The sequence below is a fragment of the Pseudomonas sp. P5_109 genome (genome assembly GCF_034009455.1).
Classification (GTDB): Bacteria; Pseudomonadota; Gammaproteobacteria; order Pseudomonadales; family Pseudomonadaceae; genus Aquipseudomonas.
In genome coordinates, this window is sequence record NZ_CP125380.1 from 6,601,074 (window position 1) to 6,624,422 (window position 23,349).

The 23,349-nt window shown below is 60.7% G+C and carries 20 protein-coding genes; 10 read left to right on the forward strand and 10 right to left on the reverse strand.

What is annotated here, in order from left to right:
• The first annotated feature begins 73 nt into the window (after window positions 1-73).
• The 3 genes from QMK54_RS29455 to QMK54_RS29465 all read left to right on the forward strand — a co-directional run bounded on the left by QMK54_RS29455 (window position 74) and on the right by QMK54_RS29465 (window position 2,722).
• A complete protein-coding gene (locus QMK54_RS29455; protein WP_320401736.1) occupies window positions 74-1,669 on the forward strand; it encodes a GMC family oxidoreductase in 1,596 nt (531 codons plus the stop codon).
• A gap of 115 nt (window positions 1,670-1,784) precedes the next feature.
• A complete protein-coding gene (gene coaD / locus QMK54_RS29460; protein WP_007939322.1) occupies window positions 1,785-2,264 on the forward strand; it encodes a pantetheine-phosphate adenylyltransferase in 480 nt (159 codons plus the stop codon).
• 206 nt (window positions 2,265-2,470) lie between these two features.
• Window positions 2,471-2,722 (forward strand): YfhL family 4Fe-4S dicluster ferredoxin, encoded by a 252-nt coding sequence (locus tag QMK54_RS29465; RefSeq protein WP_003195146.1) that lies wholly within the window; start codon window positions 2,471-2,473, stop codon window positions 2,720-2,722.
• A 126-nt stretch (window positions 2,723-2,848) separates the two neighbouring features.
• Here QMK54_RS29465 and mutM read toward each other — a convergent pair whose 3' ends face one another.
• Window positions 2,849-3,661, reverse strand: coding sequence for a bifunctional DNA-formamidopyrimidine glycosylase/DNA-(apurinic or apyrimidinic site) lyase (mutM, locus tag QMK54_RS29470; protein WP_110662736.1), 813 nt, complete (start codon window positions 3,659-3,661; stop codon window positions 2,849-2,851).
• 31 nt (window positions 3,662-3,692) lie between these two features.
• Window positions 3,693-4,562, reverse strand: coding sequence for an HDOD domain-containing protein (locus tag QMK54_RS29475; protein WP_110662739.1), 870 nt, complete (start codon window positions 4,560-4,562; stop codon window positions 3,693-3,695).
• 279 nt (window positions 4,563-4,841) lie between these two features.
• Here QMK54_RS29475 and QMK54_RS29480 point away from each other — a divergent pair, with 279 nt between their 5' ends.
• The 4 genes from QMK54_RS29480 to ilvD all read left to right on the forward strand — a co-directional run bounded on the left by QMK54_RS29480 (window position 4,842) and on the right by ilvD (window position 10,363).
• Window positions 4,842-6,038: a class I SAM-dependent rRNA methyltransferase gene (locus tag QMK54_RS29480; RefSeq protein ID WP_103395796.1), complete on the forward strand. Its 1,197-nt coding sequence runs from the start codon at window positions 4,842-4,844 to the stop codon at window positions 6,036-6,038.
• Between the two features lie 248 nt (window positions 6,039-6,286).
• The gene (locus QMK54_RS29485; protein ID WP_320401737.1) at window positions 6,287-7,483 is read left to right on the forward strand and encodes an MFS transporter; all 1,197 of its coding nucleotides are present in this window, start codon (window positions 6,287-6,289) and stop codon (window positions 7,481-7,483) included.
• Window positions 7,484-7,676: 193 nt separating this feature from the next.
• Window positions 7,677-8,135 (forward strand): REP-associated tyrosine transposase, encoded by a 459-nt coding sequence (locus QMK54_RS29490; RefSeq protein ID WP_320401738.1) that lies wholly within the window; start codon window positions 7,677-7,679, stop codon window positions 8,133-8,135.
• 386 nt (window positions 8,136-8,521) lie between these two features.
• Window positions 8,522-10,363 (forward strand): dihydroxy-acid dehydratase, encoded by a 1,842-nt coding sequence (gene ilvD / locus QMK54_RS29495; protein ID WP_223589629.1) that lies wholly within the window; start codon window positions 8,522-8,524, stop codon window positions 10,361-10,363.
• Between the two features lie 179 nt (window positions 10,364-10,542).
• Here ilvD and QMK54_RS29500 read toward each other — a convergent pair whose 3' ends face one another.
• Window positions 10,543-10,791: a DUF6124 family protein gene (locus QMK54_RS29500; protein WP_110660892.1), complete on the reverse strand. Its 249-nt coding sequence runs from the start codon at window positions 10,789-10,791 to the stop codon at window positions 10,543-10,545.
• Between the two features lie 552 nt (window positions 10,792-11,343).
• Entirely contained in the window at window positions 11,344-12,399 is a 1,056-nt protein-coding gene (locus QMK54_RS29505; RefSeq protein WP_320401739.1) for a haloacid dehalogenase-like hydrolase, read from the reverse strand.
• A 241-nt stretch (window positions 12,400-12,640) separates the two neighbouring features.
• On the opposite strand from QMK54_RS29505, the gene QMK54_RS29510 reads away from it, so the two are divergent.
• Window positions 12,641-14,032 carry an L-cystine transporter gene (locus QMK54_RS29510; RefSeq protein WP_320401740.1) on the forward strand — a complete coding sequence of 464 codons (1,392 nt, stop codon included), beginning with the start codon at window positions 12,641-12,643 and terminating at the stop codon, window positions 14,030-14,032.
• Window positions 14,033-14,136: 104 nt separating this feature from the next.
• Here the strand turns inward: QMK54_RS29510 and QMK54_RS29515 are convergent, their stop codons facing one another.
• The gene (locus QMK54_RS29515) at window positions 14,137-14,649 is read right to left on the reverse strand and encodes a dihydrofolate reductase (protein WP_320401741.1); all 513 of its coding nucleotides are present in this window, start codon (window positions 14,647-14,649) and stop codon (window positions 14,137-14,139) included.
• Window positions 14,650-14,734: 85 nt separating this feature from the next.
• Here QMK54_RS29515 and QMK54_RS29520 point away from each other — a divergent pair, with 85 nt between their 5' ends.
• A complete protein-coding gene (locus QMK54_RS29520; protein WP_110660888.1) occupies window positions 14,735-16,105 on the forward strand; it encodes a DUF2868 domain-containing protein in 1,371 nt (456 codons plus the stop codon).
• Complete coding sequence (locus QMK54_RS29525; RefSeq protein WP_320401742.1) at window positions 16,098-17,474, forward strand: GTPase/DUF3482 domain-containing protein; 1,377 nt, start codon at window positions 16,098-16,100, stop codon at window positions 17,472-17,474. The genes QMK54_RS29520 and QMK54_RS29525 overlap by 8 nt, the downstream gene beginning before the upstream one ends.
• Before the next feature lie 129 nt (window positions 17,475-17,603).
• Here the strand turns inward: QMK54_RS29525 and QMK54_RS29530 are convergent, their stop codons facing one another.
• The 5 genes from QMK54_RS29530 to QMK54_RS29550 all read right to left on the reverse strand — a co-directional run bounded on the left by QMK54_RS29530 (window position 17,604) and on the right by QMK54_RS29550 (window position 23,277).
• A complete protein-coding gene (locus QMK54_RS29530; RefSeq protein ID WP_320401743.1) occupies window positions 17,604-18,161 on the reverse strand; it encodes a phosphonate degradation HD-domain oxygenase in 558 nt (185 codons plus the stop codon).
• The gene (locus QMK54_RS29535) at window positions 18,161-19,294 is read right to left on the reverse strand and encodes a TIGR03364 family FAD-dependent oxidoreductase (RefSeq protein ID WP_223589503.1); all 1,134 of its coding nucleotides are present in this window, start codon (window positions 19,292-19,294) and stop codon (window positions 18,161-18,163) included. Before QMK54_RS29535 ends, QMK54_RS29530 begins: the two co-directional genes overlap by 1 nt.
• 117 nt (window positions 19,295-19,411) lie before the next feature.
• Window positions 19,412-20,437 carry a putative 2-aminoethylphosphonate ABC transporter substrate-binding protein gene (locus QMK54_RS29540; protein WP_223589501.1) on the reverse strand — a complete coding sequence of 342 codons (1,026 nt, stop codon included), beginning with the start codon at window positions 20,435-20,437 and terminating at the stop codon, window positions 19,412-19,414.
• Window positions 20,438-20,476: 39 nt separating this feature from the next.
• Entirely contained in the window at window positions 20,477-22,201 is a 1,725-nt protein-coding gene (locus QMK54_RS29545; RefSeq protein WP_110660220.1) for a putative 2-aminoethylphosphonate ABC transporter permease subunit, read from the reverse strand.
• Window positions 22,201-23,277 carry a putative 2-aminoethylphosphonate ABC transporter ATP-binding protein gene (locus QMK54_RS29550; RefSeq protein WP_110660219.1) on the reverse strand — a complete coding sequence of 359 codons (1,077 nt, stop codon included), beginning with the start codon at window positions 23,275-23,277 and terminating at the stop codon, window positions 22,201-22,203. Before QMK54_RS29550 ends, QMK54_RS29545 begins: the two co-directional genes overlap by 1 nt.
• Window positions 23,278-23,349: the final 72 nt, after the last annotated feature.

Below are 23,349 nucleotides of genomic sequence, written 5' to 3' on the forward strand. Positions count from 1 at the left end.
GGAGCGGGCTTGCTCGCGAAGGCGTCGGTCGCATCACCACAGAACCTAACCATAATAAAAAGAGAACCCGAAGATGCCCGTACCCGATCCGTTCCGCGAAGGCATGGCCCGAGGCTGGAAAACCTACAACGGCTCGCAACTGACCCAGGACCTGACACTCGAAGCGGACGTGGCGATCATCGGCAGCGGTGCCGGCGGCGGCACCACCGCTGAAATCCTCAGCGCGGCCGGCTACAAGGTGCTGCTGATCGAGGAAGGCCCGCTCAAGACCAGCAGCGACTTCAAGATGCTCGAAGACCAGGCCTACGCCAGCCTTTACCAGGAAGGCATCGGCCGCATGAGCAAGGACGGCGCGATCACCATCCTGCAAGGCCGGGCGGTGGGCGGCACCACGCTGATCAACTGGACCTCCAGTTTCCGCACGCCGGAGCCGACCCTGGAACACTGGGCCAAAGAACACAACGTCAAGGGTCACAGCCCGACGGACATGGCGCCGTGGTTCGAAAAAATGGAGCAGCGCCTGGGCGTCGCGCCGTGGATGGTGCCGCCCAACGCCAACAATGACGTGATCCGCAAGGGCTGCGAAGCACTGAATTACTCATGGCACGTCATCCCGCGCAACGTACGCGGCTGCTGGAACCTCGGCTACTGCGGCATGGGCTGCCCGACCAACGCCAAGCAATCGATGATGGTCACCACCATTCCAGCTACCCTGGAAAAAGGCGGTGAGCTGCTTTATCTGGCCCGCGCCGAAAAACTCACGATCAGCGGCGACAAGGTCACCGGTCTGCAATGTTCGGCGATGGATGAGCGCTGCGTCGCACCGACCGGGCGCACCATCACGGTCAAGGCACGGCATTTCGTGCTGGCCGGTGGCGGTATCAACAGCCCGGCCTTGTTGATGCGCTCCAGTGCGCCTGACCCACACAAGCGCCTGGGAAAACGTACGTTCCTGCACCCGGTGAACATGTCCGCCGCGTTGTTCGACGAAGTGGTCAACCCGTTCTACGGCGCGCCGCAGTCGATCTATTCGGACCATTTCCAATGGCAGGACGGCACCACGGGCAAGATGTCTTTCAAACTGGAAGTCCCGCCCCTGCACCCGGCGCTGGCCACGACATTGCTGGGTGGTTTCGGCCAGGAAAACTCGCAGCACATGGCCAATCTGCCGCATACCCACGCCATGCTCGCGTTGCTGCGCGATGGTTTTCACCCGGACAGCCCCGGTGGCAGCGTCGAATTGCGCAGCGATGACACGCCAGTGCTGGATTACCAACTATCACAGTACGCCTGGGATGGATTGCGCCGGGCGTTCCACACCATGGCCGAGATCCAGTTTGCCGGTGGCGCCAGGGCTGTCATGCCAATGCACGCCGACGCCCGCTACGTGAAGACCCTAGCCGAAGCCCGCACGCTGATCGACGGCCTGAGCCTGGAGTTGTATCGCACACGCCTGGGCAGTGCCCATGTGATGGGCGGTTGCGCCATGGGTGAAGACCCGGTGAACGCCGTGACCGACAGCCTCGGCCGGCATCATCAACTGGGCAATCTGTCGATCCACGACGGTTCGCTGTTCCCCACCAGCATTGGCGCCAATCCGCAGCTGTCGGTCTATGGACTGACGGCGCAACTGGCGACATCCCTGGCCGAACGTTTAAAAAAACCATGAAAATGACGATAATTCCCATCGTCTATAGTGCTTTCTTACCCAACAGGCGACTTGGCCGACCGGGAAGGCTGCGATACCATCCGACTCCCCAACGGATTCCCGCCAGGACGACGCGATGAACCGAGTGTTGTACCCAGGTACCTTCGACCCTATTACCAAGGGCCATGGCGATCTGGTCGAACGCGCCTCGCGCCTGTTCGATCACGTGATCATCGCCGTCGCCGCGAGCCCCAAGAAAAACCCGTTGTTTCCTCTGGAACAACGTGTGGAACTGGCGCGCGAGGTCACTAAACATCTGCCGAACGTTGAAGTCGTCGGTTTCTCGACGCTGCTGGCGCACTTCGCCAAAGAGCAGAATGCCAACGTGTTCCTGCGTGGTTTGCGCGCGGTGTCGGACTTCGAATACGAATTCCAGCTGGCCAACATGAACCGCCAACTGGCCCCGGACGTGGAAAGCCTGTTCCTGACCCCGTCCGAGCGCTACTCGTTCATTTCCTCGACGCTGGTCCGTGAAATCGCAGCCCTGGGCGGCGATATCACCAAGTTCGTGCACCCTGTGGTGGCGGACGCACTGACCGAACGCTTCAAGAAATAATCCCCGCAAACTGTAGGAGCGAGCCTGCTCGCGATGGACGTCAACGATAACGCGGGAAACCTGACACCCCGCGGCGTTCTCGGCTTCATCGCCAGCAGGCTGGCTCCTACAGTACGTCGCACCTGCGTGCAACGCAGGCGCCAATGCGGCACAATTGTGCGCATTGGTTTATTACGCCCGGGCCTGCCGCCCCGGCTGGAGTTAGCATGTCCCTGATCATCACCGACGATTGCATCAACTGCGACGTCTGCGAACCCGAGTGCCCGAACGCCGCCATTTCCCAAGGCGAAGAGATCTACGTGATCGACCCGAACCTGTGCACCCAGTGCGTCGGCCACTACGACGAACCGCAGTGCCAGCAGGTCTGCCCGGTGGATTGCATTCCACTGGACGAAGCTCATCCGGAGACTGAAGAACAGTTGATGGAGAAGTACCGGAAAATTACCGGCAAGGCTTGAGGCATCCGGCGCCTGTCAGGCCACCTTCGCGAGCAAGCCCGCTCCCACAGGGGAAATGCATTCCAAATGTGGGAGCGGGCTTGCTCGCGAAGGCGTCATCAGCCTCACTGAAAATCTAACTGACTTTCAGCTCTGACAGCGCGGACAAAACACACTCGCACGCTGCCCAAGCTTCACTTCCCGCAGCCCCGTGCCACAGACCTTGCAGTGTTCACCGCCACGGCCGTACACGAACAGTTCCTGCTGGAAGTAGCCAGGCTGACCGTCACCACCGATAAAGTCCCGCAACGTGGTACCGCCGCGCTCGATGGCGGCTGCCAGAATGCGCTTGATTTCGATGGCCAGCTTCAAGTAACGCGCCCGGGAAATGCTCCCGGCTTCGCGGCGCGGGTCGATCCCCGCGGCGAACAACGCTTCAGTCGCGTAGATATTGCCAACGCCAACCACCACCGCGTTATCCATGATGAACGGCTTGACCGCCATCGAACGGCCACGGGACTGCTGGAACAGACGCTCGCCGTCGAACAGGTCGGTCAGCGGCTCCGGCCCCAGGCGGATCAGCAACTCGTGATTGAGCGGATCCAGACTCCAGAGCATTGCGCCAAAGCGCCGCGGGTCGGTGTAACGCAGGGCCAGGCCCGACTCCAGCTCGATGTCCACGTGCTCATGCTTGGCCGCCGGCAACCCGGCTTCCACCAGGCGCAAGTTGCCTGACATGCCCAAGTGGCTGATCAAGGTACCGACTTCGGCGTTGATCAGGAGGTACTTGGCCCGCCGCTCCACCAACACGATGCGTTGCCCGGACAGGCGCACATCGAGGTCTTCGGGAATTGGCCAGCGCAAGCGCCGATCACGCACGATCACCCGGCTGACGCGCTGGCCTTCCAGGTACGGCGCGATACCGCGACGGGTGGTTTCGACTTCTGGCAATTCAGGCATGGTGCTCTCTTGAAAGAAGAAAGCCCGGTACTCAGCGATGAGTACCGAGGTCGCGAATCGTCTGCTTGAGGGTCTCGAAGTCGTAGTCCGAGAGGCCGACATAATCGAGCACCAGCGGCGCGATGCTGTTCCACTCGTGATCTTCGGTCTGATTGCCCAGCACCCGGTACGACGCGCAAATGTGCTCGGCCATCTTCAGGATCGCCAGCAGGTTCTTCAACGAACTGTTGCGCGAAGATTCATCGCTGAAAATCGCCAACGCATTGTGGTGATTGGCGATCGCCGCGCTCACGTGTTCCGGCAGGCGCCACGACTTGGCCGTGTAATAGCCAACCACCGAATGATTGGTATTGAACACCTGATTTTCCGTATCCACCACCCGGCATTCGGCACTGGCATTGGCATAGGCCTGCTCCAGAACGCCCATGTAGTTGGGGAAACGCTGGAGCATCAAGGGCACGCCGCAGTCGTGGAACAGGCCCAGGGCATAGGCTTCGTCGCCATTTTCAATGCCAATGCGCTTGGCCAGGGTCAGGCAGGTCATGGCCACGTCCTGAGCGGTGTCCCAGAAACGGTTCAGGGTGACAATGGTGTCGTCATTCATTTCGCCCTTGATCGACTGCGCGTTGATCAGGTTGATGACCGAGCGGCTGCCCAGCAGATTCACCGCGCGCTGGATCGAGGCAATCTTGTTGCTCAGCCCGTAATACGGCGAATTGACGATCTTCAACAGGGAACCGGAAAGCCCCGGATCCTGGGAGATCAGCTTGGCGATGACTTCCAGATCCGGGTCGGGCATGTACTGCTCCATCTGCAAATCCACCATGATTTGCGGCTGGGCCGGTACGCTGATGCCCTGCAGGGCTTGTTGGATCTGTTCGGAAGTCAGCTCTTGGGACATTTGTGCACACTCTGGGTCAGACGGCGATTCTAACCTTTATGAAGTTGGATCCGACATACCAAATCGCATGACAAGTCTCTGTGGCGAGGGGGCTTGCCCCCGTTGGGCCGCGAAGCGGTCCTGAAATCTGCACCTGCGGTTTGTCAGGCAGACTCCATTCGTCTGCTTGACGGCCGCTTCGCGACCGAACGGGGGCAAGCCCCCTCGCCACATGTCCACCATTGAACCGGCGTACGCTTCAACACGCTATACTCCCGCTCTTTTTTCCGGAGCGACGACATGTCCCTGCCTAGCCTGCGCCTCAAAGCCAACGCCGACCGTCGTCTGCGCAACGGTCACTTGTGGGTCTACAGCAACGAAATCGATGTAGCCGCTACGCCTTTGCACGGTTTCAAGGCCGGCGACCAGGCGATCCTCGAAGCCGCCGGCGGCAAGCCGCTGGGCATCGTCGCCATGAGCCCGAACAACCTGATCTGCGCCCGTGTGCTGTCGCGCGACATCAAGCTGCCGCTGGACAAGTCGCTACTGGTACACCGCCTGAACGTGGCCCTGTCCCTGCGCGATCGCCTGTTCGACAAGCCGTTCTATCGCCTGGTCTACGGCGATTCCGACCTGCTGCCAGGCCTGGTGGTTGACCGTTTCGGCGACATCCTGGTGGTGCAGATCGCCTCGGCGACCATGGAAGCCCACAAGGACGACGTGATCGCGGCGCTGACCCAAGTGCTCAAGCCAAGCGGCATCCTGTTCAAGAACGACTCCGCCGCCCGTGATGCCGAAGGCCTCACCCGCTACGTCGAAACCGTGTTCGGCCTGGTGCCAGAGTGGGTTGCTCTCGAAGAGAACGGCGTGAAATTCGAAGCCCCGGTCATCCAGGGCCAGAAAACCGGCTGGTTCTATGACCACCGCATGAACCGTGCCCGCCTGGCACCGTATGCCAAAGGCAAACGCGTACTGGACCTGTACAGCTACATCGGCGGCTGGGGCGTACAAGCCGCTGCATTCGGCGCCAGCGAAGTGTTCTGCGTCGACGCCTCGGCCTTCGCCCTCGACGGCGTCGAGCGCAACGCCGCGCTGAACGGCTTCGCCGAAAAAATGACCTGCATCGAAGGCGACGTGTTCGAAGCCCTCAAAGAACTGAAAGCCAGCGAAGAACGCTTCGACGTAATCGTGGCCGACCCGCCGGCGTTCATCAAACGCAAGAAAGACATGAAAAACGGCGAAGGCGCCTACCGCCGCCTGAACGAGCAAGCCATGCGCCTGCTCACCAAGGACGGCATCCTGGTCAGCGCCTCCTGCTCGATGCACCTGCCGGAAGACGACCTGCAAAACATCCTGCTGACCAGCGCCCGCCACCTGGACCGCAATATCCAGATGCTCGAGCGCGGCGGCCAGGGTCCGGATCACCCGGTTCACCCTGCTATCGCTGAAACCCGTTACATCAAGAGCATCACCTGCCGGTTGCTGCCAAACAGCTAAAGCCCTACCCCTGTAGGAGCGAGCTTGCTCGCGATGGACGTCAACGATAACGCTGGCAACCTGACGCCCCACGGCGCTCTCAGGCTCATCGCGAGCAATCGAGCGTCGACCGGCTGCTCCTACAGAGGCTCCCGGCATCAAAACAGGAAGCCTCCTACAGCGCTTCTGATTGAATTGCCTGCGTCCCAGACTAGTATCGGTTTCTGGTTTCAAGCATGAACGCTTGAACACTCCGGAAAACAAAAACAATGTCTGAGTCCTCTTACCCAGCTCTAAGTGGCGACCTGAAACGCCAACGGGCCTCCCGCTTTATCCTGATTACCAATATTTCGTTAATCAGTTTTTTCCCGCTGAATATCCTCCTGCCTTCTTTTCCTGCCCTGGCCGCGAAGTTCAACACTTCAACTGCAGAAATCGCCCTATCCACCAGCCTGTTCACGCTGGTTTTTGCGATTTCTCAATTAGTAACCGGCCCACTCTCAGATAAGTGGGGGCGCAAGGAAGTTCTTCTTGGTTGCATCGTTGTTTCTACGCTCGGCTCAATAGGGTGCGCGCTGGCTACGGACTATCTGGGCTTCCTGCTATTTCGCATCATGCAGGCAATCGGGTGTGGTTTTTTTGTGCTGGGTCACGCATTGGTGGAAGACTTGTTCGAAGAACAGGATCGGGCCCGGGTGCGCATTTATTACATGACGCTGAGCGGTTCCTTTGTTGCACTGTCACCGCTACTGGGATCATGGTTGCAAACCACGTTTGACTGGCAGGGAAGTTTTTATGGTTTTGCGCTCATGGCGCTTGGCATGTTTATCCATGCCCAAGTGATACTACCCTCCAAAGCAGTCAACCATCAAAGAACACCCGTTTCCGTTCTACGCACGCTGAAATCCATTGTTGGAAATCGAGACTTCATCCGGTACTGGTGGATAGCCGCGTTAGTGTTCGCTTGCTATTTCGCGTTGATCAGCGTGACACCGCTGATCTTCATGGATGAGTTGAAACTGTCCGAGTACCAGTACGCTTGGGTACTTATGGTGTATGGGGTCGCCTATTTCCTGGGCGGAGTCGTTGCCAGCACTGTGCAGAAACATATTTCCCTCTCTCTGCAAATCAACATCGGCCTCGGTTTACTGGGTGCCGCTGGCGTATTGTTGGCGTTGATCATCCGTTATGAGGCGATGACAACCATCACCTTGCTCATACCGATGCTGATCAGTGCTCTGGCAGTCACCCTGGTTCGCCCTGCCGCCATTTCCGCAGCCATGTTGCTGTTCTCAAGCAGTGCCGGAACGGCAGCATCCGCAGGCAACAGCATCATGTTCATCACCGCGGCCGTCAGCAGCGCCGCCCTCGCACAAGCCGGGGACAATTTGCTGATCGCCATTGCCGTCAGCTACATCGTATTCAGTCTTTGGGGTTTGCTGACGAACACCAGGATCGGGCGCTGACTTGTAGGAGCGAGCTTGCTCGCGAAAAACGTCAACAATGACGCAGCGCTTCTGGTAACCAGCGTTGTCTGTAGGTTCATCGCGAGCAAGCTCGCTCCTACAGATATAAGACACATCTGGAACTACTGTCGGACCGACAGGCTCCCCTTCCTCACCTACCGTTTCTCTTCCAATCGCAGAAGAGGACCAAGGAATGTCCAACGCACCCCATGCCCATCACTTACGCACCGGCCGCTACTCGGAAAACGGCCGGATTTATTTGCTCACAGCTGTCACCCACCAGCGACAACCCGTCTTCAAGGACTTGCATATGGGTCGTACGGTGGTAAGCGAATTCAGGAAAGCAACTGAGGACGGCCAAGCCTCTTCTATTGCCTGGGTGATCATGCCAGATCACTTTCACTGGCTGGTCGAGTTGCATAGCGGTGATTTGCCGAAACTGATGCAAGCCACCAAATCTCGAAGCGCCCGCGCTATCAACAAAGCGAGAGGCTGTCACGAGACGCTATGGCAAAAAGGTTATTTTGACCGGGCGCTGCGTCGCGAGGACGACCTGAAAGCGATGGCCCGATACATCGTTGCCAACCCATTGCGAGCAGGGCTAGTCGACCATATCGGCAAATATCCGCTATGGGACGCCATCTGGCTCTGAAACGCAGCCAACTGTAGGAGCGAGCTCGCTCGCGATGGTCGTCAACGATAACGCGTTTATTCTGGATGAACGCGTTGCCCGCTGGTTCATCGCGAGCAAGCTCGCTCCTACAGATAATCGTTCCATGTGAAGTTCCGCAGGCCTGCCCGCACGTCTTGTGAATGCTGCCTCCACGCTTACGACCATTCCCTCCAGCCGCCAGCCGTGTAGAATCGCGAACATTCATCGCCAGTCATCCCCGGCGGGTTTATGAGCTCAAGCTGAAGCGCGCGGCGATCCCGCAAAGTTATCGGCAACTTCCGGACACGCGGCCATTTCTGAGTGTTCCAGACGTCAATAGAAGCTCACTTCCCTTTTGATACCTGATTAGCCGCCCGGAGTGTTTCATGCCTGATTACCGCTCGAAAACATCCACCCACGGCCGCAACATGGCCGGTGCCCGCGCACTGTGGCGCGCCACGGGGATGAAAGATGACGACTTCAAGAAGCCGATCATCGCCATTGCCAACTCCTTCACCCAGTTCGTACCGGGCCACGTCCACCTCAAGGACCTGGGCCAGCTGGTTGCCCGCGAAATCGAACGCGCTGGCGGCGTGGCAAAGGAATTCAACACCATCGCTGTCGATGACGGCATCGCCATGGGCCACGACGGCATGCTGTATTCGCTGCCGAGCCGCGAGATCATCGCCGACTCCGTCGAGTACATGGTCAACGCCCACTGCGCCGACGCCATCGTCTGCATTTCCAACTGCGACAAGATCACCCCTGGCATGCTGATGGCGTCCCTGCGCCTGAACATCCCGGTGATCTTCGTTTCCGGCGGTCCGATGGAAGCCGGCAAGACCAAACTCGCTTCCCACGGCCTCGACCTGGTCGACGCCATGGTGATCGCCGCCGACTCCAGCGCTTCTGACGAGAAAGTCGCTGAGTACGAGCGCAGCGCCTGCCCGACCTGCGGTTCGTGCTCCGGCATGTTCACCGCCAACTCGATGAACTGCCTGGTCGAAGCACTGGGCCTGGCACTGCCTGGCAACGGTTCGACCCTGGCCACCCACAGCGACCGCGAGCAGCTGTTCCTGCAGGCCGGCCGCACCATCGTCGAGCTGTGCAAGCGTTACTACTTTGATAACGACGAGTCGGTATTGCCGCGCAACATCGCCAACTTCCAGGCGTTCGAGAACGCCATGACCCTGGACATCGCCATGGGCGGTTCCACCAACACCATCCTGCACTTGCTGGCCGCCGCCCAGGAAGCCGAGATCGATTTCGACCTGCGCGATATCGACCGTCTGTCCCGTCACGTGCCGCAACTGTGCAAGGTCGCGCCGAACATCCAGAAGTACCACATGGAAGACGTGCACCGCGCCGGCGGCATCTTCAGCATCCTCGGTTCGCTGGCCCGTGGCGGCTTGCTGCACACCCAGCTGCCGACCGTGCACAGCCGCAGCATGGAAGAAGCCATCGCCAAGTGGGACATTACCCAGACTAACGATGAAGCCGTGCATCACTTCTTCAAGGCTGGCCCTGCGGGCATCCCGACGCAAACCGCGTTCAGCCAGTCGACCCGTTGGGAAACCCTGGACGACGACCGTGAGAACGGCTGCATCCGCAGTGTCGAGCACGCGTACTCGCAAGAAGGCGGCCTGGCCGTTCTCTACGGCAACATCGCCCTGGACGGCTGCGTGGTGAAAACCGCCGGCGTCGACGAGTCGATCCACGTGTTCGAAGGCAACGCCAAGATCTTCGAAAGCCAGGACAGCGCCGTGCGCGGCATCCTCGCCGACGAAGTGAAGGAAGGCGACATCGTCATCATTCGCTACGAAGGCCCGAAAGGCGGCCCGGGCATGCAGGAAATGCTCTACCCGACTTCGTACCTGAAATCCAAAGGCCTGGGCAAAGCCTGCGCCCTGCTCACCGACGGCCGTTTCTCCGGCGGCACCTCGGGCCTATCCATCGGCCACGCTTCGCCTGAAGCGGCTGCCGGTGGTGCGATTGGTCTGGTGCAGGACGGCGATAAAGTGCTGATCGACATTCCGAACCGCTCGATCAACCTGTTGGTCAGCGACGAAGAACTGGCGGCACGCCGGGTCGAGCAGGACAAGAAAGGCTGGAAACCGGTGGAAGTGCGTCCACGCAAAGTGACCACCGCGTTGAAAGCCTACGCCCTGCTGGCCACCAGTGCCGACAAGGGTGCTGTGCGTAACAAGGCGATGCTTGACGGGCTGTAAGCGTTAACCGTCGAACATGAAAATGCCCCGCCAAGTGCGGGGCATTTTTTTGCGCCGATCCCCTGTAGGAGCGAGCTTGCTCGCGATGGTCGTCAACGATAACGCTGGCATCCTGACACCCTGCGGCGTTCTCAGGTTCATCGCGAGCAAGCTCGCTCCTACAGTGGGCGTCACATCGATCAGTCCTGCGGGTCGAGATTATCCAGCGCCTGATTCACCGCCAATTCGCCCAGCATGATCACCTGTGCAATCCCCAGCATCGTGCTGCGTTGCGAACCTTCCAGCAGTGCGGCGAAATCGCTGGCCATGACATTGGCCGAGGCGAGGGATTCGCAGGCGTGGGCCAACAGGGTTTCGGTGTCGAGGCCGGGGGCGATGACGAATGTTCGGCTGGGTTTGCGCGGAGGATCGGGGGTAATTTTGAGCATAGATAAAACTCCTTACACCATAAGACAAGGAGCCATCACCCTCGCTACCAAACGAAGGGTGGCGGCCATGCGCAGGTTGGTAGACCGGGGTGTAAGGAAACCGGCGCGCCCGAAAGCGCCCTGTGCATGACCACCATAAAAAGCAGAGACGCAAGAACGCCTGCAAATCATGATGCTTTGCACCCTACACAGCCGGGCTACCAAACCCGATCACTGATGCTCAGTGACAGGTAGACGGTAGATTCCAGGAGTAAGGCGCACAAGCCGGCGGATTCTGGCGTAGTCGTAGGCCCTTACGCAAGAATGCGTAGGTTGCGACTGTAAGGAGATGTCGTTCGAGCGGAGGCTTTCATTGCACCGATTGGCCCCATCGCGGGCAAGCCCGTTCCCACAGGGGATCTTCGGTGTTCACACGGCCTGGGTTTCACCCGAGAACTTTGTAGGAGCGAGCTTGCTCGCGATGAACGCAAAGACACCGCGCTAAATCAGAAAGCACGCGCCATCGTTAACGACCATCGCGAGCAAGCTCGCTCCTACAGTAGCTACCCGGTCTTACTGGATTTCTTCAGGCTTGACGATCACCCAGTTCTTGTCGGCAGTCACGGTGAGCCCTTCCTTGGCCTGGGCTGCGGCGTTCTTGGCCATCATGCCCTGGATCTGGGTCATGTACTTGTCCTTGCGGTTGACCCACAGGTGGATGCCGCCCTTGGCCACGTCAACACTGTGGAACAGCATGTAGCCGTCACTGGTCGGGGTATCGCCGCCGACCAGCACCGGTTTTTTCCACTCATCGATGTAGGTCAGGATCGCCGCTTGTTTGCCGGCCATCCAGGTCGCCGGGGTCCACAGGTACGGGGTCAGTTCCAGGCCGAGGTTGGCCTTCTCGTCATATTTGCCGGCGGTGATCTGCTTGCGCGCGGTGGTCAATTCGCCGGTTTTTTGATCCTTGAGCAGCAGCGACACGCCGATCACGTTCTGCGGTTTGACGTTGTAGCCGTACTTCGGATCGGCCGCGACCATGCGCACCAATTCTTCGGAGGCGGCGGTCATCACGTAGACCTCGATGCCGTTCTCCATCAGTTTGTTGTACAGCTCTTGCTGGCCGGTGAAGATTTTCGGCGGGTTGACGTCGAGTTTCTTGACCACATCGCCTTCGTAATAAGTGGCCGGTACCGGTTTGCCGGACGCCATCATTTCGTCAACATAGCCCTTGAGTTCCTTGAGCGTAAAGCCAGAGAACACCTGGGCGACCCATGGGTAGCAGACCATGTCGTCGACTTCGCAGAGGCGGTAGTAGTAGCTGAACAGGCTTTCCTTGTGATCGGCAGTGTCTTTGAACGGCATCAGCTTCAGGGAGGGATCGAGCTTGTCGCGGGTGATCAGGCCTTTGTTCTCCATGAACGGCAGCAACGACTCTTCGAGGTCGTAGCGGTAACTGGTGTTGTCCATGTCGAACACCGCGTAGTTACCCTTGTTGGCGTTAGCCGCGATCATCGCGTCCAGCACCTTGGCCTGATCGGCCGGCCAGTGTTTCAGATCCGTTGCGAGAACCTGGCCGGCAAGGCCAAGGCAAATTGCTGCAGCCAGAAATTTCGGTGCGAACTTCATGTGCATATCTCCCTGAATGAAAGACATCGACGCTAACAAATAAGTGTGACAGTCCTCGTCTGTCAGCGACCGCCCACGTCCCTTTCGCGTCAGTTGCATTTCTGACAGCGACATCCGCTTATTCCAAAAACGACAGTCACCATACGTTTTTGATATTAATTCATTAGTTTTCAAGCTGTTAGGCTTGCCGGTTCACAGCTGCCCCGGAAGGTGGCTGGCACAAGTCTCACTCGGAGTTCTCATGAATCTGCCGCTGATCCTCAATCTGCTGGTGTTCCTCGCCCTGCTCTTCGGCTTGGCGCAAACCCGCCACACCACATGGAGCCTGGCGAAAAAAGTCCTGCTCGCTCTGGTGCTGGGCGTGGCGTTCGGTGTGGCGTTGCACACTGTCTATGGTGCCGGCAACCCGGTATTGAAAGCCTCGATCGGCTGGTTCGATCTGGTGGGCAACGGTTATGTGCAACTGCTGCAAATGATCGTGATCCCGCTGGTGTTCGCCTCGATCCTCAGCGCCGTGGCGCGCCTGCATAACGCCTCGTCCTTGGGCAAGATCAGCTTCCTGACCATTGGCACGCTGCTGTTCACCACGTCCATCGCGGCGCTGATCGGCATCGGCCTGACCAACCTGTTCGGCCTGACCGCCGAAGGCCTGGTGGCCGGCACCCAGGAAATGGCGCGCCTGCAAACCATCCAGACCGACTACGCCGGCAAGGTCGCCGACCTGAATGTGCCGCAGTTGTTGCTGTCGTTCATTCCGCAAAACCCCTTCGCCGACCTGGCGCGAGCCAAGCCGACGTCGATCATCAGCGTGGTGATTTTCGCCGCGTTCCTGGGTGTCGCCGCGCTGCAACTGCTCAAGGATGACGCCGAGAAAGGTCAGAAAGTGATCAACGCCATCGACACCCTGCAAGCCTGGGTGATGCGTCTGGTACGCCTGGTGATGAAGCTGACCCCGTACGGCGTGCTGGCGCTGATGACCAAAGTGGTTGCCGGTTCGAACCTGCAAGACATCATCAAGCTCGGCAGTTTTGTCGTGGTGTCGTACATCGGCCTCGGTCTGATGTTCGTGGTGCATGGCGTGCTGGTGTCGGCCGCCGGGATCAACCCACTGCGCTTCTTCCGCAAGATCTGGCCGGTGTTGACGTTTGCCTTCACCAGCCGCTCCAGCGCCGCGACGATTCCGTTGAGCATCGAAGCGCAGACCAGTCGCCTGGGCATCCCGCAGTCCATCGCCAGTTTCGCCGCTTCGTTCGGTGCGACCATCGGCCAGAATGGCTGTGCCGGTCTGTACCCGGCGATGCTGGCGGTGATGGTGGCGCCGACCGTGGGCATCAACCCGCTGGACCCGCTGTGGATTGCGACGCTGGTGGCGATTGTCACGCTGAGTTCGGCCGGTGTGGCCGGGGTCGGTGGCGGCGCGACCTTTGCCGCGCTGATCGTGCTGCCGGCGATGGGTTTGCCGGTGTCACTGGTGGCGTTGCTGATTTCAGTCGAGCCGCTGATTGATATGGGGCGTACGGCGTTGAACGTCAGTGGTTCGATGACGGCGGGGGCGATTACCAGTCAGGTGATGCAGCAGACTGATAAGGCGCTGCTGGATTCGGATGAGCATTCGGAGTTGGCTCACGCTTAAGTCTTTCAGCGACTGAGCCGGCCTCTTCGCGAGCAAGCCCGCTCCCACAGGGGATTTGTGTCGATCACAGATCCAATGTGGGAGCGGGCTTGCTCGCGAAGCTTTTAAGCTTTTTCCCAGACTTCGAAGCTGTATGCCGGCTTATCGCCTTCCGCCGGATTCGGAACATTCGAAACCAGTTTCCACTGGTTCAAATCAAACTCCGGAAACCACGCATCCCCTTCCGGGCTCAGCGCCACGCGGGTCAGGTACAAGCGATCGGCCTGCGCCATTCCTTGCGCATACAACTGCGCACCGCCAATCAGCATCAGCTCATCGACGCCCTGTTCCTTCGCCCATTCTTCAGCGCGAATAACGGCAGCTTCCAGCGATGGGTAAACCTCCGCACCTTCCAACACCAGATCCGCCTGCCGGCTGACCACGATGTTCAAGCGGCCCGGCAACGGCCGACCGAGGGAATCCCAGGTCTTGCGCCCCATGATGATCGGCTTGCCGAGGGTGGTGGCCTTGAAGTATTTGAAGTCCCCCGGCAGGTGCCAGGGCATGCTGTTGTCGACGCCGATCACGCGGTTTTCACCGAGGGCTGCGATCAGGCTGAGGGGGAGTGATTTAGTCATGCCGGCGAGGATAGCAGAGCCGGGCTTTCGCCGATAAGCGCCACAGCGGTTATGCTCACAGCTCAATTAAGCGACGGGATGCCGCGTGACTGAACTCAATACCCTCTGGCTGACAGAAACCATTCGACTGCGCGAAGAACACGCAGGTCCCCTGGAAGACCTTGAAGCCAACCGACTGGCCCGCAGCGCGGGCGGCGATTTGCCGTCGCGCATTCAACGCCGGGCCTTGTGGCTGGCTGAACGCGATGGCCTGGCTGCGGCCCTCAAGCACTGGCTGCAAGGCGCACGCCTGGCGCTGATCGTTATGGCGGTGTTGGCCGTGATCAGCGGCGCCGGCCTGGCCTTCGCGGCAATGGGCGATGGCCTGCACCCGGTGAACGTATTCTGGGCCTTGGGCAGCCTGCTCGGGCTCAATCTGATCCTGCTGCTGAGCTGGGCACTGGGCCTGATGTTTGCCGGTGAACATGGCGCCAGCCTCGGGCGCCTGTGGCTATGGCTCAGTGAAAAGCTCGCCCGGGACGCCAAAGCCGCGCAACTGGCCCCTGCCTTGCTCCTGTTGCTGCAACGCCAGAAACTCAATCGCTGGGCCATCGGCGTGCTGGTCAACGGCTTGTGGTTGCTGGCGATGCTCAGTGCCTTGGTGATTCTGCTGACACTGATGGCGACCCGACGCTACGGCTTCGTCTGGGAAACCACGATCCTCAGTGCCGACACCTTTATTGCCGTCACCCAGGCCCTTGGCGCGCTACCGGCTCTGCTCGGCTTCAGCGTGCCGACCGAGGAGATGATCCGCGCCAGTGGTGATGCTGCACTGAACATTGAAAGCGCCCGGCAGGCCTGGGCCGCGTGGCTGGTGGGGGTGCTGCTGGTCTACGGCGTATTGCCGCGCTTGCTGCTCGCACTGTTTTGCCTGTGGCGCTGGAAAGCGGGGCAAACCGCCCTGCGCCTGGACTTGAACCTGCCCGGTTACGCGCAATTGCGCGAGCGCTTGATGCCTACCAGCGAGCGCCTCGGTGTCAGCGATGCGGCACCGGCGCAATTGCATCGCGTGGAAAGCGGCGTCAGCGAACAGCAAAGCGACGGCGCGCTGTTGGTTGCCATCGAGCTGGATGACCAGCGCCCGTGGCCGCCGCAATTGCCGAAAAACGTCAGCAACGCCGGCATCCTCGACAGTCGCGAATCGCGGCACAAACTCCTCGAACAACTGAGCCGCTTTCCCCCGGCGCGCCTGGCCATCGCCTGCGATCCACAGCGCTCGCCGGATCGCGGCAGCCTGGCCCTGATTGCCGAACTGGCCCGCAGCGCCAGCGCCACCCGCGTGTGGTTGTTGCAGGCACCGCCCGGTGAAGCACTGGACGCCGAGCGCCTGGGCGACTGGCATGTGGCGCTGCAACAGCTTGAGCTACCGTTTGCCGATTGCGCACCGATGAACTGGCTGGAGACGGGCCATGACTGACACCCGCAAGCAGCCTCTGAAACTCGCCGTGGTCGGCCACACCAATGTCGGCAAGACCTCGTTGCTGCGTACCCTGACCCGCGACGTCGGCTTCGGTGAAGTGTCCCATCGCCCCAGCACCACACGGCATGTCGAGGGCGCACGGTTGTCGGTGGACGGCGAGCCGCTGCTCGATCTCTACGACACCCCGGGCCTGGAAGACGCCATCGCCCTGCTCGATTATCTCGAACGTCTGGAACGGCCCGGCGAGCGCCTCGACGGCCCGGCACGGCTGGCGCGTTTCCTCGATGGCAGCGAAGCCCGGCAACGCTTCGAACAGGAGGCCAAGGTGCTGCGCCAGTTGCTGGCATCGGATGCCGGTCTCTATGTGATCGACGCCCGTGAGCCGGTGCTGGCCAAGTATCGCGACGAACTGGTAGTGTTGGCCAGTTGCGGCAAACCCTTGCTGCCAGTGCTGAATTTCGTCAGCAGCGCCAACCACCGCGAACCGGCCTGGCGTGAAGCGCTGGCACGGCTGGGCCTGCATGCCCTGGTGCGCTTCGATAGCGTCGCGCCGCCAGAGGATGGCGAACGCCGACTGTATGAAAGTCTCGCCCTGCTACTGGAAACCGCGCGGCCGCAACTGGAGCGCCTGATCGCCGATCAGCAAGCCCAGCGTCTGGCTCGTCAACAAAGCGCAGAGCGATTGATTGCCGAATTGCTGATCGATTGCGCGGCCTGCCGGCGCAGCGTGGTCAGTGAAGCCGATCAGGAACAACAGGCGATCAGTGAACTGCGCAAAGCCGTGCGCCAGCGTGAGCAGCGTTGCGTCGAGGCCCTGCTCAAGCTCTACGCCTTCCGCCCACAGGATGCCGCGGCCAGTGATTTGCCGCTGCTCGACGGTCGTTGGGGCGATGACCTGTTCAACCCGGAAACCCTCAAGCAACTGGGCGTGCGCGTCGGTGGCGGAATCGCTGCCGGCGCGGCGGCCGGGGCCGGGGTCGATTTGCTGGTGGGTGGCATCACCCTCGGCGCCGCCGCACTGGCCGGCGCCATCGCTGGCGGCGCCCTGCAAACCGCACGCAGTTATGGCAGCCGTTTGCTGGGCAAGATCAGGGGCCAGCGCGAACTGACGGTGGATGACAATGTGCTGCGCCTGTTGGCGCTGCGCCAACGGCAATTGCTGCAAGCGCTCAATGCCCGTGGGCACGCGGCGATGGACAGCATTCAGGTGGCCACGCCCCAGGACAAGAGCTGGCGCGAAGGCAAACTGCCCGAGGCTTTGCACAAGGCTCGGGCGCATCCGCAATGGTCGTCGCTCAATCCTCATCCAAAGTTGAATCAGGCGGAGCGGCAGGAGCAGGTTGAGGTGTTGGCGCAGCAGCTTTAGCCCTTGGCAATGGTGGTGAGGCGACCGGTCTCTTCGCGAGCAAGCCCGCTCCCACAGGGGATTTGTGTCAATCACAGATCCAATGTGGGAGCGGGCTTGCTCGCGAAGGCAGCGCCTCGGTTCAAAGGTTTACGCAGCCAACAGGCGCCACGCCTTGTCCTTCAACACCGCCAGATCAATCACCGGCACATGCATCTCTTTCGCCAGTTCATCCCACTGACGCATGCGCAGACTCACGGCACACAAAGGATCCTGCTCGAACGCCTCAGCCTCTTCAGCCGTCATCACCCCACCCTGAAACTCCAGGGTTCGGCGACTGGCTTCACTCAAGCGCTCGTAGTACCCCGGCTCTTTCAGCGTCAGATAACGCTTGGCCTGCACGTGGTACTCAACCAGCCGCGCCATGCGCTCGCTGAAGCCGGCGCGACGCAGGTAGTCGGCGCCGAGGCGTTCATGGCTGACCACGCCGAAGCCGCCCATGTTCTCCGCGCTATCGGCGCAAATATGCCCGATGTCGTGGAAAAACGCCGCAAGCACCACTTCATCGTCGAAGCCTTCGGCCATGGCCAATTGCGCCGCCTGGGACATGTGCTCGATCTGCGACACCGGCTCGCCGATGTAGTCGCTATCGCCAAAGCGCTCGTACAAACCGAACACCTCGGCAATCACTTGCTCTTCACGCTGCATCAGATTTCCTCCAATACGGTGGCAACGTTGCGTTCAGCCATCGCCGGCCCGACGCTCATGCCGACACCGGTGTGCATCAACGCCACGCTCAGGCCTTCTGCCGGACGCAGGAACGAGAACGGTCCCGGCCCCCGTGAACCATAGACGCCCTGCCAGCGTTCGACCACTTGCACCTTGCAGCCCAGGGTCTGCTCGGCCAGCTCGATCATCCAGTCGTCGACCTGCTCGGCATTGAAGGGCGAAGGATCGCTGCCGTAGTGGTGGGAATCGCCAATGATCAACTCGCCATGGGGCGTCGGGCTGATCAGCAAGTGGATGCCGTTTTCATGCAGGTGTGGCGCGTCCCGCAGAATCTCGGCCTGTACCGCTGCAGCTTCCGGCAAATCAGCGAAGGCGCCGTAGTGCACGCAACTCAATCCGGTGAGCAAGGCATGTTGCAGGTTCAGATTGATCTGCGGTCGCGCACGGAGCATTTGCAGGCGGCAGATTTGCGGATCGAGTTCGGCGATCTGCTCGGCCAGCAAGGTCTGATAATCGTGGCCGGAACAGACGATGATCTGCTCGGCATTGAAGCTGCCGGCGGTGCTGTGCAGGCGGCCCGGCTCGATATCGCGGACCAGGGTAGAGAAGTGAAACTTGACGCCCAGGTCGCGGCGCAGGAAGTCGATCAACGCCGGAATCGCTTCGCGCGAATACAGCTGCTGGTCGTCCATGCCGTGCAATGCCGCGCGGTGATGGCGGAACTGCCCGCCGTACAAATCGCGCAAGGCGGCACCGCGCAACAGGTCGACGCGATAACCGTGCTCCACCGCGCGGCCGTCGCAGAAAGCTTCGAGCAGGTGCTCTTGCGCTTCGGTGCGGGCGAACAGGTACGAGCCATTGCGCTTGAGTTGCAGGCCGGCAAGCTGCGCCCAATCGCCCCAGATTCCGCGACTGGCACGGGCCAGTTCCAGCATCGGTCCCGGTGGTTGGCCGGTGACCAGTGCCTGGCCGAAGTTGCGCACCGAAGCGCCGACAGGTGTTGCGCTGCGCTCGAAAACCGTGACCTTGAGACCGCGTTTGGCGGCTGCATACGCGTGGGACAGGCCCAGGATGCCGGCGCCGACGATCAGCATGTCGTTGTGTTGTGTCATGGAGTCTTGTCCTGAATGTGGAACTGCCTTCGCGAGCAAGCCCGCTCCCACAGGGGAATGCGTTCCAATGTGGGAGCGGGCTTGCTCGCGAAGAGGCCCTGTCAGTCGATATAGATTTTACTTGGCGACGACTTTCTCGGACTTGCCGTCATAGCGCTTGCGCCATTCGGTCAGGATCTCGTCGCGGTTCTTCGAAGCCCAGGCGAAGTCGTTCTTGATCAGGCGCTGTTCGTAGTCGGCCGGCAATTCGGTTTGCGGCTTGGCGATGCCAGGCTGGGCGAGTACGGCGAAGTTTTCTTTGTACAGTTCCATCGCCTCAGGGCTGGCGGAGAAATCAGCCAGTTTCTTCGCCGCTTCTTCGTGGGCAGTGCCCTTGATCACGGCGGTCGCTTCGATCTCCCAACCCAGGCCTTCCTTCGGCAGGATGATGTCCAGCGGTGCGCCCTGGCGTTTCAGCTGAACGGCCGGGTATTCGAAGGAAATACCGATCGGGAATTCGCCAGCCGCCGCCAGTTTGCAAGGCTTGGAGCCGGAGTGAACGTACTGGCCGATGTTCTGGTGCAGGCCGTCCATGTACGCCCAACCCTGCTTCTCGCCGAAGGTTTGCAGCCAAGCGCTGACATCGAGGAAACCGGTGCCGGACGAGGCCGGGTTGGGCATGACGATCTTGCCTTTGTACTCAGGCTTGGTCAGGTCTTGCCAACTCACCGGCTTGGTCAGGCCCTGCTTCTCGGCTTCGACGGTGTTGAAGCAGATGGTCGCGGCCCAGACGTCCATGCCGACCCAGGCTGGCGGGTTGGCGGCGTCGCGGTAGTTACCGCCGATCTTGCCCAGATCCTTCGGCGCGTAGCTTTGCAGCATGCCTTGCTGATCGAGGATCGCCAAGCTGGAAGCCGCCAAGCCCCACACGGCATCAGCCTGCGGGCGTTCTTTTTCGGCCAGCAGTTTGGCGGTGATGATGCCGGTGGAATCGCGTACCCACTTGATTTCGACGTCCGGGTTGGCCTTCTCGAAAGCCTCTTTGTAGGTCTTCAGTTGCTCGGCTTCGAGGGCGGTGTACACCGTCAACTCGGTTTTCGCCGCAAAGGCGTTCAGGCTGAAAGCGGTGAGGACAGCAGCGGCCAGGGCCATAGGCTTGAACATGATCTTTTCCTGTTTTTTGAGTTGAGGGGTTGTGCAGATTCAATGACCGGGCGCGGTCTGCCGCCAGGCTTGTGAGCGGCGCAGCAAACCGCGCGAAGCCCAGGCCAGCAGCAGGGAAACGCCCGCCGAGGTAATCAGGATCAGGGTCGACATCGCTGCCGCACCGCCGACGTTGCCGGCGTCGTCCATGTTCAGCACCGCCACCGCCGCGAGGATGGTGTCGGGGCTGTAGAGGAAGATCGCCGCCGAGACGGTGGTCATGGCCGAGACGAACAGGTAGCGCACGATGTCCAGCAGCGCCGGCAGGCAGATCGGCACGGTGACGCGCAGGTAATGGCGGTACAGCGGCGCCTTGAGCGACAGCGCGGCGGCTTCGAACTCGGCATCGAGTTGGCGCAGCGCGGTGGTGGCGGTCATTTGCGCGGTGGTCAGATAGTGCGCAATGGTGCAGACGATCAGCAGCGTCATGGTGCCGTAGAGCACATGCAGCGGGTTGCCGGTGAGGTTGAAGAAGAAGACGTAACCCAACCCCAGCACCAGGCCCGGCACCGCCATCGGCACGAAGCTGAGCATGCGCAAGGTCAGGTTCAAGCCGCGCTGGCCTTTGGTTTTTTCCATCAGGTAGGCGCCGGTGAAGATCAGCAGGCTGCCGATCAACGCCGTGCCCAAGGCCATCTTCAGGCTGTTGCCGTAGGCCAGCCAGCCACCGCCGGCGGTTTCGTTGAACTGGTAATGATTGAGCGACAGCGACAGGTTGTACGGCCAGAACTTCACCAGGGACGAGAACACCGCCATGCCGAACACCAGCAGCAACGCGGCGCAGATCAACAGGACGATGGCCAGGTAGCAACCATCGCGCAGCTTCGAGGGTGCAGGCTTGAATACCTGGGCGCGGCCGCTCATGGAGTCACCATGACGTCGACGCAACCAGGCATCGACACCGAAGCTGAACAGCGCGGGTAACAGCAACACCATGCCGATCAACGCACCGCGACCAAATTGCTGCTGACCCACCACAGCCTTGTAGGCCTCGAGCGCCAGCACTTGATAGTCGCCACCGACCACCACCGGCACACCAAAGTCGGTGATGGTCAGGGTGAACACCAGGCAGAACGCAGCGAACACCGCCTGACGGGTCGCCGGCCAGGTGATGCTGCGGAAGGCTTTCGCCGGGCTGGCGCCCATGCTGGAAGCAGCGTCGAACAGCCGCGCATCGGCCAGGGACAAGGCTGACAGCAGGATCATCAGGGCATGCGGAAAGGTGTAGATGACCTCGCCGAGCACAATGCCCCAGAAGCCGTAGATGTTGTCCGAGAGCAGGCCACGCAACATGCCCTGGTTGCCGAACAGGTAAACAAGGGCGATGCCGGGCAGCATCGACGGCGCCATCAACGGCAGTAACGAGATGCCACGCCAGATGCCTTTAGCCGGAATCAAGGTGCGCTGCAGGGCGTAGGCAAACAGATAGGCCAGCGGTACGACGATGGCCGCGACGCTGAGGGAAACCTTCAAGCTATTACCCAGCAACCAGTGAAAGTTTTCGCTGGTTACCAATTCCTTCGCGGCGAGCCAACCACCGCCCTGCCCGGCCTCAGCGCTGAAACCACGCCAGAAGATCGCCAGCAACGGCATCAACACGGCGACGCCGAGCAACACCAGCAGCAGGACCTTGCCGCCGACCACGAACAGCCGGTCACCGATCTCGGCACGGGATATCTGCCGAACCTGCTTTTGCGGCAGTGGCAGCGCGATGTTCGCGCTCATCAGGCAAACACCTGCAGGCTGCGCGGTGGCAAGGCGACCATGATCTGCTGGGCGCCAAGGCGCGGCATGGCTTCAGGTGCCAGCTCCGCCAACAGCGCATGACCCGGCAAATGATCGAGCTCGAAGCTCATGCGGCAGCGGTTGCCGAGGAAGGTTATTTCGCGAACCTTGGCCGGGAACAGGTTTTCCTCGTGCACCAGTGGGTTGACGTTGATCGCTTCCGGACGGCAGAACAAACGGCCGGAAGCGGTCTTGGCACTTCCATCGGCCAGACGCATGTTCATCCCGCCGACCTGGGCGTGACTGTCGCTGCTGCGCTGGAACGGTAGCCAGTTACCCTGGCCGACGAACTCAGCCACGAATGGCGTGGCCGGGCGATTGTAGATTTCCTGCGGGGTGGCGTATTGCTCGACCTTGCCGTTGTTCATCACGGCAATGCGGTCGGCCATCAGCATGGCCTCGTCCTGATTGTGGGTAACCATCAGGGTGGTGATGCCAAGGTTGCGCTGCAGTTGGCGCAACTCGGTGCACAGATGCTCGCGTACCCGGGCATCGAGGGCCGACATCGGCTCGTCGAGCAGCAACAGCGAAGGCGCCGGCGCCAGGGCGCGAGCCAGGGCGACACGCTGTTGCTGGCCGCCGGACAACTGGCCGGGGTATTTTTTCTCGCTGCCGCTCAGGCCGACCAGTTCCAGCATCTGACCGACACGTTGGCGAATCTGGTCGCGGCCATTGCCGGCGAGGCCGTATGCAATGTTCGCTTCGACGGTGAGGTTGGGGAACAACGCGTAGGACTGGAACAGAATGCCGTAGTCCCGCGCCTGGGGCGCCAGGTGGGAAACGTTGCGATCACCGAGGTATAACTCGCCGCTGTCCTGCTTCTCCAGGCCGGCAATGCAGCGCAGCAAGGTGGTTTTGCCACAGCCCGACGGGCCGAGCAGACACACCAGCTCACCGGCAGCAACATCGAGGGAAACGTTGTCCAGCGCCGTGAAGGCGCCAAAACGCTTCTGTACGCCGCGCACCTTCATCGGTGCGCCGGGGTTGGTCAGGGCAGTTGCGATCGAGTTGTTCATGGACGGACCTCATCTAGCAGATGGGGCCATCCTAGAGTTGTAATGAGTCCGTCATGTGGCAGTAAGGCAAAA